This window comes from Paenarthrobacter sp. TE4293 (assembly GCF_050435325.1).
GTDB lineage: Bacteria > Actinomycetota > Actinomycetes > Actinomycetales > Micrococcaceae > Arthrobacter > Arthrobacter nitroguajacolicus_C.
The window spans coordinates 50283-67162 of record NZ_JBNJRY010000002.1 but is presented as its reverse complement, the minus strand read 5'-3'; the positions used below and the strand labels follow the sequence as shown (position 1 = coordinate 67162).

10 protein-coding genes are annotated in these 16880 nt (G+C 63.8%); 4 read left to right on the top strand and 6 right to left on the bottom strand.

What is annotated here, in order from left to right; genetic code table 11:
* Positions 1–277: 277 nt before the first annotated feature.
* Positions 278–1687: an MFS transporter gene (locus tag QF015_RS03750; protein ID WP_310201527.1), complete on the top strand. Its 1410-nt coding sequence runs from the start codon at positions 278–280 to the stop codon at positions 1685–1687.
* A gap of 69 nt (positions 1688–1756) precedes the next feature.
* On the opposite strand, the gene QF015_RS03745 is transcribed toward QF015_RS03750, so the two are convergent.
* The 6 genes from QF015_RS03745 to QF015_RS03720 all read right to left on the bottom strand — a co-directional run bounded on the left by QF015_RS03745 (position 1757) and on the right by QF015_RS03720 (position 9912).
* Positions 1757–3628, bottom strand: coding sequence for an acetyl/propionyl/methylcrotonyl-CoA carboxylase subunit alpha (locus QF015_RS03745; protein ID WP_429387127.1), 1872 nt, complete (start codon positions 3626–3628; stop codon positions 1757–1759).
* Positions 3629–3688: 60 nt separating this feature from the next.
* The gene (locus QF015_RS03740) at positions 3689–4363 is read right to left on the bottom strand and encodes a Maf family protein (protein WP_429387125.1); all 675 of its coding nucleotides are present in this window, start codon (positions 4361–4363) and stop codon (positions 3689–3691) included.
* A 150-nt stretch (positions 4364–4513) separates the two neighbouring features.
* Positions 4514–7039, bottom strand: coding sequence for an MMPL family transporter (locus QF015_RS03735; RefSeq protein WP_310201521.1), 2526 nt, complete (start codon positions 7037–7039; stop codon positions 4514–4516).
* Position 7040: 1 nt separating this feature from the next.
* Positions 7041–7763 (bottom strand): TetR family transcriptional regulator, encoded by a 723-nt coding sequence (locus QF015_RS03730; RefSeq protein WP_429387122.1) that lies wholly within the window; start codon positions 7761–7763, stop codon positions 7041–7043.
* A gap of 143 nt (positions 7764–7906) precedes the next feature.
* A complete protein-coding gene (locus tag QF015_RS03725) occupies positions 7907–8386 on the bottom strand; it encodes a YbjQ family protein (RefSeq protein ID WP_429387119.1) in 480 nt (159 codons plus the stop codon).
* 92 nt (positions 8387–8478) lie between these two features.
* Positions 8479–9912 (bottom strand): dicarboxylate/amino acid:cation symporter, encoded by a 1434-nt coding sequence (locus tag QF015_RS03720; RefSeq protein ID WP_429387117.1) that lies wholly within the window; start codon positions 9910–9912, stop codon positions 8479–8481.
* A 339-nt stretch (positions 9913–10251) separates the two neighbouring features.
* Between QF015_RS03720 and QF015_RS03715 the strand changes: the two genes are divergently transcribed.
* The 3 genes from QF015_RS03715 (at position 10252) to QF015_RS03705 (ending at position 16754) form a co-directional block, all read left to right on the top strand.
* Positions 10252–10533, top strand: a complete 282-nt coding sequence (locus QF015_RS03715) for a hypothetical protein (RefSeq protein ID WP_026547649.1) — start codon at positions 10252–10254, stop codon at positions 10531–10533.
* A 156-nt stretch (positions 10534–10689) separates the two neighbouring features.
* A complete protein-coding gene (locus QF015_RS03710; RefSeq protein WP_429387115.1) occupies positions 10690–16371 on the top strand; it encodes a DUF6531 domain-containing protein in 5682 nt (1893 codons plus the stop codon).
* 2 nt (positions 16372–16373) lie between these two features.
* Complete coding sequence (locus QF015_RS03705; protein ID WP_429387113.1) at positions 16374–16754, top strand: hypothetical protein; 381 nt, start codon at positions 16374–16376, stop codon at positions 16752–16754.
* Positions 16755–16880: the final 126 nt, after the last annotated feature.

Sequence of the window (16880 nt, the reverse complement as noted above, 5' to 3'; positions counted from 1 at the left end):
GGGGACGTTGTTCTTCCAAGGTAGGTTTGGCGCATTTCGCGGACGGTCGCCGTTTGTAAACGCCCTGTGACATTTCCCTATCGGCGGGGTCACCGGCGCGTGAGGCCGTGGTGAGGTATTGTGGCGCGGACCACAGTGTGGGACTTTTACGATCGTCCGCATGGTGGACTTAGTTGTCCATTCAATGGACAGCGGGAACTATTATTGAACTCTCGAATAATCCTTCGCCGGGTAGGCTCCTGAGGCATCGGCCGGCGTGAAAGAAAGCTGCAAATACATGTCTTCCACTGCACCATCCAAGGAAGGCGAGTCCACCAAGCCGGTGAACTCGCGGGGCAAGGTGATCTTCGCGAGCCTGATCGGCACGACGATCGAGTTCTACGACTTCTATGCCTATGCCACCGCGTCGGTACTCGTCTTCCCGAAGCTGTTCTTCCCCGACGCTACTGACATTAATGCGCTGCTCAGCGCGTTCGCCATCTTCGGTGTCGCCTTCTTCGCGCGTCCCATCGGCGCCGTCGTCTTCGGGCACTTTGGTGACAAGATCGGCCGTAAGGGCACCTTGGTTGCTTCGCTGCTGACCATGGGTATTGCAACGTTCCTCATCGGACTCCTGCCTACGGCCTCCATGCCGGGCTGGGCAATCCTCGCTCCGATCATGCTTGTGATCCTGCGCTTCTTCCAGGGCCTGGCACTGGGCGGCGAATGGTCCGGTGCCGCGCTGCTGGCAACGGAGAATGCGCCCGAGGGCAAGCGTGCCATCTACGGAACGTTCCCGCAGTTGGGTGCACCCATCGGCTTCATCATCGCCAACGTGATCTTCATCTGGATGAACGTTGCGCTGAGCGCCGAAGAGTTCCTTGCCTGGGGCTGGCGCGTTCCGTTCATCCTGAGCGCAGTCCTGGTCATCGTGGGTCTGTACGTCCGCCTGAAGCTGGTGGAAAGCGTGTCCTTTACCAAGGTGATCGAGCAGGAGAAGGTCCAGAAACTTCCCCTCGCCGCCACGCTCAAGAGCCACTGGCGCCCGGTGGTGGCCGGTACGTTCATCATGTTTGCCACGTACGTGCTGTTCTACATCATGACCACCTTCACCCTGTCCTACGGCACCAAGCCCACCTTGGCCGGTGCCCAGGCAGCAGCTGAAAAGGCCGGCAAGCCCATGACGGCTGACCAGATCGCAGCGTTTGTCCCCGGTTTGGGCATCACCCGGTCCGACTTCCTCTGGATGCTGATCATCGGCGTCGTCTTCTTCGGTATTTTCACCGTCGTTTCCGGTCCGCTCGCGGAGAAGTGGGGTCGTCGCAAATTCCTGCTGGGCGTCACTGCCGGCATCTTCGTGTTCGGTGCGCTCTGGTTCACCATGTTTGGCCCCGGCCAGGCAGCGGCCATGGTGGGCCTCATTGTCGGCTTCACCCTTATGGGCCTGACCTTCGGTCCCATGGCGGCCATTCTTCCGGAGCTGTTCCCGGCCAACGTCCGCTACACCGGATCCGCGGTGGCGTACAACCTGTCGTCCATGATTGGCGCGGCTCCTGCTTCGTTCGTGGCCATCGCACTCTGGTCCGCAGCCAACGGCAGCACCTGGCTGGTTGGGGCCTACATGGCTGCCGCAGCGGTGGTGACCTTTATCGCCCTCTGGCTGACGCGCGAAACCAAGGACATGGACTACGAGAACAACGTGTCCTAAGCAGTCCACCTACGACGGCGGCCCCGCACCAATGGTGCGGGGCCGCCGTCGTTAAGAGCTTTTTTGCGGTTAGTCCTCGATGGTGGCGATGACTGCGCCCGCCGCGACAGTCTCCCCGGCGGTGGCGGCAAGGCCCCGAACGGTGCCGGACTTGTGGGCGGTGAGGGGTTGTTCCATCTTCATGGCTTCCAGCACCACGATCAGGTCGCCCTCGGCCACAACATCGCCCTCGGCGGCTGCCACCTTGACGATGGTGCCCTGCATGGGGGAGGTGAGTGCGTTGCCGCCCGCAGCAGCAGCGGTGGCACCGGCCGAGCGGGAGCGCTTCTTGGACTTGCCGGACTTGGCACCTGAGCCGCTGGAAACGGCGGCGACGCCGGCACCCAGACCGGACGGCAGGACGACCTCAAGACGCTTGCCGCCAACCTCGACGACGACGCGCTGGCGCTCACCGGCGTCGGCAGTTTCTGTCCCGGCAGTGCCGGCCGACCACGCCGGAATGCTGTTGACGAACTCGGTTTCGATCCAGCGGGTGTGAACCTTGAACGGTCCTTCCGCAGGGGCGAAATCGGGGTCCGTGACCACGGCGAGGTCGAATGGGATGACGGTGGGAATGCCCTCAACCACCATCTCTTCCAGGGCACGGCGTGAACGCTGAAGGGCTTGCTCACGGGAAGCGCCGGTGACGATCAGCTTGGAGAGCATGGAGTCGAAGTTGCCGCTGATGACGTCACCCTGCTCCACACCGGAGTCGATCCGGATGCCGGGGCCGGTGGGGTTCTTCAAGGTGCTGATGGTGCCCGGGGCAGGCATGAAGTTGCGGCCCGGATCCTCACCGGTGATGCGGAACTCGAAGGAGTGGCCGCGCACCTCGGGGTCGTCGTAGCCGAGTGCTTCACCGCGGGCGATGCGGAACTGCTCGCGGACCAGGTCGATGCCCGTGACTTCCTCGGACACGCAGTGCTCCACCTGGAGGCGGGTGTTGACCTCAAGGAAGGAGATGGTGCCATCCTGGCCCACAAGGAATTCGCAGGTTCCGGCGCCCAGGTAGTTGGCTTCCTTCAAGATGGCCTTGGAGGACTCGTAGAGACGTTTGACCTGTTCATCGCTCAGGTACGGGGCAGGGGCTTCCTCAACCAGCTTCTGGTTGCGGCGCTGCAGTGAGCAGTCGCGGGTGGAGACGACCACCACATTGCCGAAGGAGTCGGCAAGGCACTGGGTCTCGACGTGGCGGGGAGCGTCAAGGAAGCGCTCGATGAAGCATTCGCCGCGGCCGAAAGCTGCAACGGCTTCGCGGACGGCGGATTCGTAGAGCTCGGGGATTTCGTCCATGGTGCGGGCGACCTTGATGCCGCGCCCGCCGCCGCCAAAGGCAGCCTTGATGGCCACCGGAAGCCCGAATTCTTCGGCGAACTTCAGAATTTCGTCTGCGGATTCCACAGGATCGGCCGTACCGGGAACCAGGGGTGCGCCCACCTTTTCTGCGATGTGGCGTGCCTGGACTTTGTCGCCCAGGGCTGAGATGGCCTCAGGGGAGGGGCCGATCCAGGTGATGCCGGCATCAATGACTTTGGCGGCGAACCCGGCATTCTCAGCGAGGAAGCCATAGCCGGGGTGGATTGCGTCCGCGCCGGACTGCTTGGCGACATCGATGATCTTGTCCATCACCAGGTACGACTCAGCGGCGGTGTTGCCGCCCAAAGCGTAGGCTTCGTCGGCCAGTCGGGCATGGAGTGCGTCACGGTCAGGGTCGGCGTAAACCGCTACGGAGGCAATGCCTTCGTCCCGGGCGGCTCGGATGATGCGGACCGCGATTTCGCCGCGGTTGGCAATCAAGACCTTGGTGAGAGGGCTGGAAATGGGCTGCGCCGGGTTAGCTGACAAGTTGTTGACTCCTTCTGTCCTTGAGGAGCCTAGCGCGATTGTGAGGGTTCCGCCCATATTGATGGGGGATTCCGTGTGTGAGGCGATGTTCCTTTGTAGGGTTGCTACAAATAGCTTCTACTGCTCGTCCATGTCCCACAGTTCGGTGATACCCACGTTGGCGTGGACCAGCAAGTCCCTGAGAGTGGAGATGGAAAGCCCGACGACGGCGTGCGGGTCGCCGTCCACCTTACGGATGAAGGCCCCGCCCAGGCCGTCGATGGTGAAGGAACCCGCGCAGTGGAGGGGTTCTCCCGTGGCGATGTAGGCGTCGATCTCCCGTGCGCTCATCCGGGCAAAGTGGACCTCGGCGCTTGACACTGCGCCGACGGTGGCGCCTGTGCCTTCCGGGGCTTCATTTCCAGTTGCATCTTCCTCGTCGGCATCAGCGGCCGTGTCCCGGCAGTCCACCAGCCAATGGCCGGTGTGCAGCACACCTTGCGAGCCACTCATACGCAACATCCGTTCCCGCGCGACCTCCGCGGTGTACGGCTTGCCGTGGGATTCGCCGTCGAACTCGAACACCGAGTCGCAGCCGATGACCAGGGCACCTTCGGAGTCGGGGAGGGCGGCTACGGCCTCGGCTTTGGCACGAGCCAGCAGCAGCGCTGTATCGTGTGCGTCTGTTACGCCGTACTTGGCCTGCACCGCGTCCTCGTCAACGTCTGAAACCAGGACGTCATGCCGGATCCCGGCTTCCGTGAGCAGCTTGGTGCGGGCGGGGGACTGGGAGGCGAGGATCAATCGGGTCACGGTCCCCAGCCTAATACGATCCCCTCTCACCTCCAGCCTGTTCCCCGCTGATCCCCTCTCACCTCTCACGTGTTTAAACCGAACGCTCGCTCACTTGTTTCAAGCAAGTCAGCGAGCGTCCGGGAATTCAGGCGGTTATCTGATAGAGCGTCAGTGGACCAGTTCCTCCGAGTTTGCCTGGGAACGGTCACTTCGCGTGAGCTTGGCGCCCTCCACATCCACATCCGGCAGGATACGTGCCAGCCACTTGGGCAGCCACCATGCCTTCTCTCCGAGCAGGTACATCACAGCCGGAACGATGGTCATGCGGACGACGAAGGCGTCAATGAGCACACCGAACGCCATCGCGAAGCCAAGCGGCCGGACCATGGTCAAGTGGCTGAAAATAAAGCCGGAGAACACGCTGACCATGATGATCGCGGCCGCGGTGACCACGGCAGCGGCGTGGCTGAACCCGGAACGGACAGCGTGCTTGGCGGACTCACCGTGCATGTACGACTCCCGCATGCCGGAGGTGATGAACACCTGATAGTCCATGGCAAGACCGAAGAGTACGCCGATCAGGATAATGGGCAGGAAGCTCAGCACCGCGCCGGGGTTGGCGACGTCGAAGATCCCACCCAGCCAGCCCCACTGGTACACGGCAACCACGGCGCCGAAGGCGGCGGCCAGCGAGAGAAGGAAGCCACCTGTAGCCAACAGTGGAACAACGATGGAGCGGAACACCAGAAGCAACAACAGCAGGGAGAGCCCCACCACGATCGCCAAGTAGGGCGGCAACGCGGCGCCCAGCTTGTTGGAGACGTCGATGTTGCCTGCGGTTTGCCCTGTCAGGCCAATGGTGACGTCCAGATCGTCGTGAATCGTTGAGCCCTTGGCGCGGAGATCGGAAACCACCTGGACTGTGCCTGCGCTGGCGGGCCCTTCCTTGGGGATGACCTGGAAGACGGCCGTGCGGCGGTCTTCGCTCAGGGCAATGGGCACCGCGGCGATGACGTTTTCTACGCTGCGGAGCTGATCCGCGACGTCGAACTGCTTGTTCTTGGCGTCATTCTCGCTGAGGCCTTCGGGGAATTCGCCGACGACGACGATCGGCCCCGTCACGCCTTCACCGAAGCTGCTGCGCGTGAGGTCGTAGGCCTTGAAGGCTTGCGAATCCACGGGCTCGGAGCCGCCGTCGGGCAGTGCCAGCCGCAGCTGGGAGGCCGGCAATGCTACGGCTCCAAGCAGGACGACGCTGAGGATCAAAGCAACCCAGGGGTGACGCGTCACCATGCCACCCCAGCCCCCGCTGCTGCGCTTCTCTTCGAGTTCGCGATCGGCTGCTTCGTGGCCGGGCTCCGCATTGTGCTTCGCGGCCTTGGCCCAGGCGCGCTTGGAGATCAGCCTGCGGCCGATCAGCGCCAGGACGGCGGGCGTCAAGGTCAAAGCCACGACGACGGCGACTGCAACTGTCGCTGCGGCAGCAACACCCATCACAGCGAGGAAGGGCAGCCCCGGGACCACGAGTGCTGCCAAGGCGATGATGACGGTGAGCCCGGCGAACAACACAGCGTTACCGGAGGTACCTGTGGCCAGCGCCGCGGATTCCTCGGCATCCATGCCAGCCAGGAGCTGGGTGCGGTGGCGATTGACGATGAAGAGCGAGTAGTCGATGCCCACCGCGAGGCCGAGCATTAGTGCAAGCATCGGCGAGATGGAGCTCATGTCGATCACGCTGGTCAGGGCGAACGTACCGCCTACACCCACGGCGACACCGATCAAAGCCATCACCAGCGGCAGGCCGGCAGCGATCAACGTTCCGAGCATCAGGATCAGGACCAGAGCTGCAACAGCGACGCCCACAATTTCAGCAATGCCAAAGATTTCCGAGACGTCCTCGGTGATTTCCTTGCTGGCGTAGGCCGTCACGCCGGCGGAGGAGACTCCGTGGACGATCTCCTGGACCTCTTCGCGGACGGCGGGGTCAACGGCGTTGATGGAAGTCTTGAACTGGACCTGGGCTACCGCTGCTTTGTTGTCGCTGGATACAAAGCGGAGGCCTTCAGAGGCTTCGAGCTGACGCTTGCCAAGAGCCAGCGTGGCGGCGCCGTCGGCAGCTTCCTTGGCTCCGGCGTCGAGCTTTTCCTTACCGGCAGCAAGTTCCGCGCGCTGCGGAGCCATTTGCGCCTCAATCTGCGCGGGTGTCAGGCCTGATGCGGCCAGTTGCTGTTCGGCCCCGGCCAGTTGGGCCTCACTCGCTTCAATCTGCGCACGGGAAGCGTCTAGCTGTGCCTTACCCTCAGAGGCCTTGGCTTCACCGGCTGCGATTTCGCCGGCGGACTTGTCCAGCTGCTCCTGCGTGGTGAACGGGTTCACCGTCCCCTGCACGTCAGGCATGGCCTCAAGTTTGGTCAACGCAGCGGCCACTGCGTCCTTCTTGGCTTGGTCGAATCCGCCGTCCCCGGCATCGAAGACCACGCTGGCGGAGCCTCCCGAAGAATCAGGGAGCGCTTCCTTGAGTTTGTCGGCCATCTGCTGGGTTTCGGTGCCCGGGATGGTGAAGTTGTTGGACATGGTGCCGTGGAAGGCTGCGGCCGAGCCGCCCACTGCCACCATGACTGCCAGCCATATGGAGATGACCAGCCAGCGGCGCCGATACGAAAACTTGCCGAGACGGTAGAGGAACGAGGCCATGTCAGAACCGATCTGTGGTGGTTGGAACGGAGGGGAAGGCTGCTGAAGCGTGGACAGACGCGTCCGACGGCGGCGCGAAGCCGGCACCGAGGAGGCCCATCGCGTCGATGAGGTGCTGGCGAAGAACCGCGAGGGACTCCGCCGAGAGATCCGGGCCGCGGTCAGCGAACCAGACGGTCATTGCGGCTTTGCCGCAGGAGATCACTGAACCGGCCAGTGCGTGGAGATAGAGCTCACTGATGCCGGCGCCGAGCCTGCTGCGGGCGGCGTCAATGATCTGCTCGGTGCAATGTTCCCAGGCCTCAAGCTCGGAGCGGGCCAGCTGGCGGTTGTCCTGGGTCAGGCTGAACAGTTCGGCCATGGGCGCCACGGACATGGGATCGGCCAGCGCCATGAGGGCTGCCCGGGCGGATTCGAGGATTGACTCATCTGCCGGACGCAGTCGGAACTGCTCCAAGGCGTGGTCCATGAAGCCGTCGGCAACGGATGCCAAGGCGGCCTCGAGGCTGGGGAAGTAGTTGAAGAAGGTCCGCCGGGAAACCCCTGCGCTGGCTGCGATGTCCTCGACGGTGAAATTGCCGGAACCGTTGCTTCGCAACAGATCCAGGGCCGCGGAAGCGATGGAGCTGCGGGTGGCCGCCTTGTTGAGTTCTCGCCTGGAAGGGGCGGCCGGCTCGGAAGGGGACGCCTCCGCAGCGGCATCATGGGTGCTGGTTTGGGTCACTTACTTACACTAAGTGCAAGTTTGCACTCTGCGCAATTTGAGCGTGCCCGTGCCCCTGATACGAAAAGTCCCGCCCTCGTTCGCTCAGCTCACCGCTGGGCGGCGAGGGGATGAAGGAGGGCGGGACCTTTGGGCTGATCCGACTAGAACCGGTGAGGCTGGGCCGGGGGAGTCTGCGGGGTAGATTGCTGCGGCTGGGCGGGCTGCTGGGCTGACTGCTGCGGCTGTGTCGGCTGAGCGGTCTGTTGCGTGGCCGTCTTGGTCAGATAGACCGACTGTCCCGTAGCTCCGGGTTCGCCTTCACCCAACGGCAGGACGTACACGGCGGTGCCGTACGCGCAGACTTCGGTCCAGTTGGTGCCCATTTCAGAGGTGTCGAACCGCATGGCGACGATGGCATTGGCGCCACGTTGCTGCGCTTCGTTGACCATGCGTGCCATAACTTCCTGGCGGCTTTCATAGAGTGCCTTGGTCATTTCGGGCAGTTCGCCGCCGCCGAGGGAGCGGAAGCCGGCGAGCATTTGCGAGCCGATGTCCCGTGAGCGGACGGTGAGGCCCATGACTTCGCCGAAGACGGCGTCGATCCGGTGGCCCGGGATTTCATTGGAAGTGACGATCAACATGGTCCGAGCCTATCCAGAGTTGGCCCCTTTAACGGGGAAATCCCCCGGGGAGAACTCCCCGGGGGATTTCCGCCGTTTCAAAGGGACTGAAATTAGGCCTTCGAGTCGGCCAATTCGCGGTGGTCCGCTTCGGCTGCTGCTTGGTCGGCGGCGTACTCGTCGGCAAAGGCGGCACCGTTGCGGGGTGCGTTGTACAGCGTTTCATCCAGGATGCCCTGGCGCTTGGCCACGATGGCCGGGACAAGTGCCTGGCCCGCCACGTTGACGGCGGTCCGGCCCATGTCCAGGATGGGGTCGATGGCCAGCAGGAGGCCGACGCCGGCCAGCGGCAGTCCCAGCGTGGACAGGGTCAGCGTGAGCATGACGACGGCGCCGGTGGTACCTGCCGTAGCCGCGGAACCGAGGACGGAGACCAGAACGATCAGCAGGTACTGGCTGAAGTCAAGGTTGATGCCGAAGAACTGCGCCACGAAGATGGCTGCGATCGCCGGGTAGATCGCTGCGCAGCCGTCCATCTTGGTGGTGGCGCCCAGCGGCACGGCGAAGGAAGCGTAGCCGGAGGGGACGCCGAGGTTCCGTTCAGTGACGCGCTGCGTGAGCGGCAGCGTGCCAATGGACGAGCGGGAAACGAACGCCAGCTGCACGGCCGGCCACACTCCGGAGAAGTACTGCTTGATGGAGAGCCCGTGAATGCGCACCAGGATGGGGTAGAGGACGAAGAGCACCAAGGCCAGGCCGATGTAGATGGCCGCAGTGAACTTGCCCAAAGAACCGATAGTGTCCCAGCCGTAGATGGCCACAGCGTTACCGATCAGTCCTACTGTGCCCAGCGGAGCGAGGCGGATGATCCACCACAAGACCTTTTGGATGACGGCCAGTGCGGAAGCGTTGAACGTAAGGAAGGCTTCGGCCTGCTTGCCCACCTTGAGGGCGGCAACACCGATTGCGATTGCGATCACCAGGATCTGGAGCACGTTGAAGTTGACCGCGGTGCTGACGGTCGTTGCAGCGTTGGCGCTTTCAGTCACAGTGGAGCTGGCGCCGAGGCCCAGGAAGTTCTTGGGGAACAGGCCGATCAGGAACGCCCACCAGTCGCCGGTCTTGCCGGCGTACTTGGCTTCCTCAGTGATGCCCGTGGCTGCGCCAGGCTGCAGGAGCACGCCCAGGCCGATACCGATCAGCACCGAGACCAGTGAGGTGATCGCGAACCAGAGCAGTGTGTTCCATGCCAATCGGGCGGCGTTGGACACCTGGCGCAGGTTGGCGATGGAGCTCACCACAGCGGTGAAAATCAAAGGAACGACGGCGGTCTGCAGCAAGGAGACGTAGCTGGAGCCGATCGTCTGGAGAGTAGCCCCCAGGGCATTGGGGGCGGACTTGGTGCTGCCCGTGTACTTTGCGATGAGGCCAAGGATGAGGCCCACAATGAGGGCTGCGATGATCTGGACGCCGAAGGAACCGGCCCACTTGGGGAGCCGGAAGCCGCTCTTGTCAGCTGCTGGGGAAGTGTTGGTTGAGGTGCTCACCGGAACACGTTAGGTGCAGTGCCAATAACATAGCGAACGGACGTTGAGAAATGTTACGTGCGCAAAAGTTATTCCCGCGGTTTTGTGACGTTGATCTCAGCGAGAGCGTTCGGCCCGGATTGCGAGGCCGTGGATCCCGTCTTTGCGGTCATGGTCGCTAAAAAGGGACTCGCATGGTGGCGACTGTTGCAGTGGAGCGCGGAACGTCCGCTGGCGTTACCCCCGCGCGGTTTGTCTGTTTGTTGGATTTATTCGGGGGTGTTGGTAGTTTGTGGGTGTTTGGTTGCCTGGGTTTTTTGGCTTGGGTGTTGCGATTGTTCTTATTGGGAGGAAAGTTCTATGTCGCGTGTGTTGTCTACTGAGCAGGCCAAGGCTGCTATCGGTCAGGTGCAGTCGATTATTACTGGTGGGTTTACGGATCAGATTTCGGCGTTGGATGCCCAGGGCCGGGTTTTGTCGGATCCGAATGTGTGGGATGGTCCGTTGGCTGCTGAGTTCCGTGGTTCGACGTGGCCGGAGACGAAGGCTGCGTTGGACAAGGCCAAGGAAGAGTTGGAGCAGTTGCGGGGTCAATTGCAGAAGATTTCGCAGGATATTTTCTCTGCTGGTGGCGGGGCCTGATTCCCCTTTCTTGATTCGGGTGTGAGGGCCGGGTGATCGTGCCACGTTGATGCGTGGTGTGGTTGCCCGGCCGTTCCGCTGTCTTTTGGTGCGCTCTGTTTGTGGTGTGGGTTTGTTGGTTTTGTTCGCGTTCTTGTTCTGTGGGGGGCTGTGGTTGTGACCGAGTTCGTTGAGATGCCGTTGTTGCCGGATTCCGGTTCTGCTCATGGTGGCCGGTTTGTGTATGGGGTCGCTGAGTCGGTGAAGGGTGCTTTTGAGTCCGCAGCGTCGCGGGTCCAGGAGCATTCGGGGTCGCGGGGCCCGTTGGTGACCGCGGCGGGGGAGGATTTCCGGGGGCATTTTTCGGAGGTGTTCGCCGCGAACGCGGCCACGGCGTCCCGGGACGCGGAGTCCCTGGCGTCGGCGTTGCGGACGGTGGCCGGGTATGTGGGGACCATGATTTCCGAGGCGCGGGACGAGGATGACCGGCGCCGGCAGAACAATGAGTGGGTGAGGCGGCATAACAACCGGAACTGGCTTGAGCAGTTCGGTGACAACCTTTGGGGTGAGGAGGCCCGGCCGAATATGGAGCCCGGGTCAGCGCCGTCGTTCCCTTCGGAGTCCCCGGGTTCGGGGGCGCGGGAGACCCCGGGCCCGGGTGGCGGGTATGGGGGCGGGGTCTCCTCGGCCCGTCCGGAGTCGTTGCGGAGTTTCGCTGCTGGTTCCCGTGGCCTGGATGAGGGGATCGCATCGGTGCCGGGGTCCTTGGAGTCGGAGTTGTCTTCGTTCGCGGACCGGTGCGGGTGGGGCCGGATTGACGCCGCTGGTGTGGTGACCGCGTTCCGGCAGTATTTGCAGTTGAATGAGGCGGACGCGGCGTGGGCGGTGGTGGTCGCGGACGCGTTTGCTGCCGCCGGCAGCGAGGGGGCGGTTTCGACCCTGTCGGACGCGGCGGTGAACGAGGCGTTGGCCGCGGCGGGGGTGTCGGGGACCCGGACCGGGCTTGTGATTGATCCGCCCACGGCGGCTGGGGCGATGCCCTCGTCCGGGTATGCGAACGATCCGGTGAACACGGCCACGGGGAACTTCATTGAACCCGAAACCGATCTGGGGTTCGCCGGGGCGGCCGCTGACCTGGCGGTCACCCGGATGTATAACTCCCTCGGTTCGGGCTTGGAGACTGTTGGGGTGTTTGGTCCGGGGTGGGCGTCGGTGTTGGATCAGCACCTGGCCTTCTCGGATGAGGGTTGCCGGTGGGTGCTGGCTGACGGCCGGGCGGTGGACTTCCCCCGTGAGGGTGCAGGCTGGGCCCGCGCCGTCGGAGAGAATTGCTGGCTCACCCGCGAAGATGCCAGCACACCGTTCTTGGCGGAGTTGACCTCCGTCCCGGAGGGTGTCTCCGAGGTGTTGGTGGTGGCCGATAACCAGGGCGGTTGGTGGGCTTACACCACTGCCGGGGTGTGGCTCGGGACCGGGGCAGGGCCCGGCCGGACCATCTCCGCCCACCGCCACACACCATCGGATTCTTCCGCGGGCCGCGCTGAAGCGGTCGATGGCGGTGTGCCGGGGGCGGTTGACCGGTTAATGCATGTGCGGGGCCGGTTCGTGGAGATTGATTACGTCGACGGGCTGGTGGGCGTGGTTCGTTCCTCGGATGGGCGCCGGGTCGAATACGGGTACGACGGCACGGGCCGGCTGACCAGTGTGGGTACGGAGACCGGCACCCGCACGTATCGGTGGAACGACCAGGGCCTGATCGGCTCGGTGGTTTCGGCTGCGGGGGTGGTGGAGGCGGAGAACACGTATGACGAGGCCGGCCGGGTGGTCTTGCAGGTCACACAGCATGGGCGGCGGACGAGGTTCGCGTATTTACCGGGCCGGGTCACGGTGGTCTCCGATGAGGACGGGTCCCGGTCGAACTCCTGGGTCGCTGATGGCAAGGGCCGCCTGGTGGGGGTGTTGGACGCGGAGGACCGGCGCCAGTCCATGTCCTATGACGCGCACTCGAATCTGGTGTCGTTGACCGAGCGTGACGGCGCGGTCACTGTCCATGGTTATGACGCCCGGGGACGGAAGATCCGCACGGTGACCCCGGAGGGCGCGGACCTGACGTATGGGTGGGACGAGCAGGACCGCATCACCACCCTGGTCACCGCATCCGGTGCCACCGTGACCTACGAGTACGCCGACGAGATCTCCCGGGACCCGTCCGTGGTGGTGGACCCGCTGGGCGGCCGGACCGAGCTTCAGTGGCGGGACGGGCTCCTGGAACGGGTGACGGACCCGGTGGGGGTCACGATCGGTTTTGAGCACGACACGTTCGGGGACCTCATCGGAACCCGTAACGCGGCCGGTGACACCGCGAGGATCGTGCGGGACCAGGCGGGCAGGCCGGTGACCGCGTACACCCCGTCGGGGGCCGCGACCCGGTTCGCCTATGACGACGCCGGTGTGCTGGTGCGCCGGGTGGATCCGGACGGGGCGGTGTGGGCTTTTGAGCACGATACCGCGGGCCGGACCACCGCAATGATCGCCCCTGATGGGGGCCGGACCGTGTTCGAGTACGCCCCCAACGGTGAACTGGCCCGCACCACCGACCCGCTCGGCCGCAGTATCGAGCGGGTTGTTGACGAGCTCGGGAACCTCACCGCCGCGGTGCTGCCCGACGGGGCGAAGTGGGGGTTCACCCACGACAACCTCTCCCGGCTGGTCGGCATCACGGATCCTGCTGGGCATGATTGGGTGCGGGAGTACGACACGGTCGGTGCCCTCACCGCCGTCGTGGACCCGACCGGTGTCCTGACCGGCGCGGTCACCGACCGGACCAACGGCACCGCGACCCTGACCGACGCCTTCGCCACGAACACGTACAGTTTTGATGAGTACGGCCGCCCCACGAAAGTCGAATCTGTCGACGGGTCCGCGGAGCTGGTCTCTTATGACGCGGCGGGGAACCCGGTCGAGTTGATCGATGGTGAGGGCGGGTTGACGGTCCTGGGCCGCGACGCCGCGGGGAAGATCACCTCGATCACCTCCCCGACCGGGGCGGTGACCCGGTTCGAGTACGACCACTGCGGCCGCCCATGGAAGAGTATTGACCCGGTCGGGGCGGTCACGGAACTGTCCTACGACGTCGACCAGCGCCTCACCTCAAGGAGACTGCCCACCGGGGAAGTCGAAACCTTCGCCTACGACGCCTGTGGCAGGTTGACCGCGAAGCACACGCCCGGGGAGGGCACGGCCCGGTACGGGTACGACAAGGTCGGGCGGCTGACCTTCGCGCAGGATTCCTGGTACGGGACCCGCCGCTTTGAATACAACCTCGCCGGGGAACTGACCGGGACCATCAACGGGGTGGGGGGCAGGACCCGGTTCGAGTACGACACCCGCGGCCGCCTCACCCGCATCACCGACCCTTTGGGTGGGGTGACCACCCGCACCTACACGGCCACGGACCAGGTCGATAGTGTGACTGACCCGCTCGGGAGGGTTACGACCGCGACGTATGATCCGGCGGGCCGGCAGCTCTCCCAAACGGACCCGGACGGGTGCACGACCACCTGGAGTTACGACACCGCCGGACGGGAAGCCACCACCTCGGTGGACGGGACACTGATCGCCGCGATCGAACGTGACGTGGCCGGCCGCCGGGTGGTCATCACCGACCACACCGGCGGGCCCGGGTACGCGGTGGAGCACGAACTGTGCTTTGACCGCCGCGGCCTCCTCACCCGAAAGTCCAACGGGAACGGGAACGGGACCGGGACGCTGGGGTGGGAGTATGACGGTGACGGGAACCGGACCGGGTTCACCGACCCCACCGGCACCACCACCCGCTACACAAGGGACGCCGCGGGCCGGGTTGTGAAGGTTTCGAACCCGTTGCTCGGGGACGCGGCCTTCACCCACGACCCCTCCGGACGGATTACCTCCGCGACCGCCGGCCAATACACTCAGGAATGGGCGTACCGGGACGGGGCCCTTGCAGAGCACACCCGCGTCCATGCCGATGACCCGGGCACAGCTGATGTGACTCTCATCCGCCGCGAGGACGGTGGGCGGATTACCGGCCTGTCCCGGAACGGGGCCGTGACCCGGTACGGGTACGACACTGCCGGACAAATGACCTCCGCCACCACCACAGAAACAGGAACCACCGCTGCGGTGTCGGAGTGGGTGTACGACGCCGGTGGGCGGCTGCTCCGCGAAACCACCACGGCCGAGGCGCGCACCTACAGCTACGACGCCGCGGGCCAGCTACAGTCCGTCACGGAACCTGATGGTTCGGTCACCGAGTTTGTGTATGACGGGTTGGGGCGTCGGGTGCGGGTGATCGGGGCGGACGGGTCCTGGACCGAATACGTCTGGGGACCTACCGGCTACCTCACCGGGACGGTCGAGCGGGACCGGGACGGGGCCGAACGCAACCGGCACCGGCTCCACGTGGATGCGCTCGGTGAACTCGCCACCGTGGACGGCACCGCGTTGTGGTGGGACACCGCCGCACCCGTCCCGACCCTCGCTGGTATAGAGACGACCCAGGTGTTGTCCCTGCCCGGCGGAGTCTCCGGCATCGGCGACGCTTTCACCGCGCCCGGGTGGCGGGCCGCCCGCCCCACCGACCAGCACGACCCCTGGGCCGTCCTCGGCACCCCCACCACCCCCGCCCCCGGCACCACCACAACAAACGGTGCAGGAGCTGGTGCCGGGGTGGGTGTGGGTGGTGTGTTGCCCGCCGGGATCGCCCTGACCGCTGGTGGCGGTGTCGACATCGCCGGGCTTGAATGGCTCGGCCAACGGGCGTACGACCCGGCCACCCGCGGGTTCCTCTCCACCGACCCCCTCGCCCCCGTCCTCGGCGCGGGCTGGGACGGGAACCCCTACTCCTACGCCGGAAACAACCCCCTCAACACCACCGACCCCACGGGCCTGAAACCCATCACCGACGCTGACCTGAAAGCGTATGACGGCTCCACCCGCGGCGCCCTCGCAGCCACCGGGGACTGGCTCGGAGACAACTGGGAATACGTCGTCGGCGGCGCCGCTGTGGTGGGTGGGGCCGTGTTGATGTTCGTCCCCGGCGGACAAGTTGCGGGCATGGGATTGATGAGCTTCGGCGCCGACGTCGTCATCCAAAAGGCAACTACCGGCCAAGTCAACTGGGGCCAGGCCATTGGGAGCGGTGTTATGGGTGTAGCCGGCGGTGGCGTGGGAATGATCGTTACTAAATCTGCTTCACTGGTTGTTGGAAGAGTGGTGGCGGGCCAGGCTGCGCGAAGTATGGCTTCAAATGTCGCGACTTCGACGTTGACTCGTGCGACAGGCAATGCCGCGGTCATTGCACGGAGGTTCGGTGCAAATTTGTTGAAGGACATGGTGGGTAGCGGGGCAGCAGGTGGTGTCACGGGAACCGCCGATTACGTCCGTGATCGCGTTCAGAAGGGAGGCCCCTGGACAGCCCAAGGACTGCTGGGTAGCGCAACTGGAGGTGCCTCCACGGGTGTCATCAGCGGGGCACTGAGTCCAGCAGCCGGCCACGTTACGGGCAAAGGCGCCCAGTTTCTCCTGAGTGCGAGCGTCAACACAGGCGCCGGGTTCGCGGGGGACATGCTCAAGAGTGGTGTGAATGGCGAAGCATTTGATCCGATCAAGTCTCTGGTTTCTTCTACTACGTCCGGAGTGTTCTCTACGGGTGTTTCTACTTCGCGGGGAAACTCATCGCAGGGTTACGCTGATCTCATTGGAACAAGCACCTCTTCTCCTATTGAGTATTTTACGAAGTCCAATATGACTACAGACTTAACTAATTCACTCATTGGACTCGGAACGAATGGAATGATCGATGAAGCATGGAAATAATGATGACTAAAGAGACTGCCGGGGACCGCACCCTTCGTGAAAGAGCGATGCCCCACTGGTACCAATGGCTGAGCGTGACAATTCCCGGTCTTATAGCGATTTTAACCTGCGTAAATAGATTTGACGAGTTTGGCTTATCTGCTTGGCTAACAAACTTTATTATCTTGTTTATATGTATTGCCGGCATGGGGTTTGTGACTTATGTCAGTTCAAATTTTGCCTCAGTAAATACTTTGGTTGGCACAATTGTCCTAGGCAGTCTAGCCATAGCGGCTCTGTCCAACGTACTTCCGGTCATTGCGACATCGTATGGATCGCTATGGGCGGGCTGTGGTCTCGGCTTCATGATTGGGCTGACTCTAACTGCTGGTGAACAACGATAAGTCTGGGCCTCGGTGTGATTGGCAATGAAATCCAAGCAGCACAGCAAGCCGCGAAGCCGTCATGACTAAAGAGCGGCGGAATTCTTGGCGGGGCTCCCTGATCTTCAGTGGGGTGGTTTTAATGGC

Coding starts and splice junctions, on each gene's coding strand:
- QF015_RS03750 (WP_310201527.1), top strand. CDS start 278: ATGTCTTCCACTGCACCATCCAAGGAAGGCGAGTCCACCAAGCCGGTG.
- QF015_RS03725 (WP_429387119.1), bottom strand. CDS start 8,386: ATGTTGATCGTCACTTCCAATGAAATCCCGGGCCACCGGATCGACGCC.
- QF015_RS03705 (WP_429387113.1), top strand. CDS start 16,374: ATGACTAAAGAGACTGCCGGGGACCGCACCCTTCGTGAAAGAGCGATG.
- QF015_RS03715 (WP_026547649.1), top strand. CDS start 10,252: ATGTCGCGTGTGTTGTCTACTGAGCAGGCCAAGGCTGCTATCGGTCAG.
- QF015_RS03735 (WP_310201521.1), bottom strand. CDS start 7,039: ATGGCCTCGTTCCTCTACCGTCTCGGCAAGTTTTCGTATCGGCGCCGC.
- QF015_RS03745 (WP_429387127.1), bottom strand. CDS start 3,628: ATGGGCGGAACCCTCACAATCGCGCTAGGCTCCTCAAGGACAGAAGGA.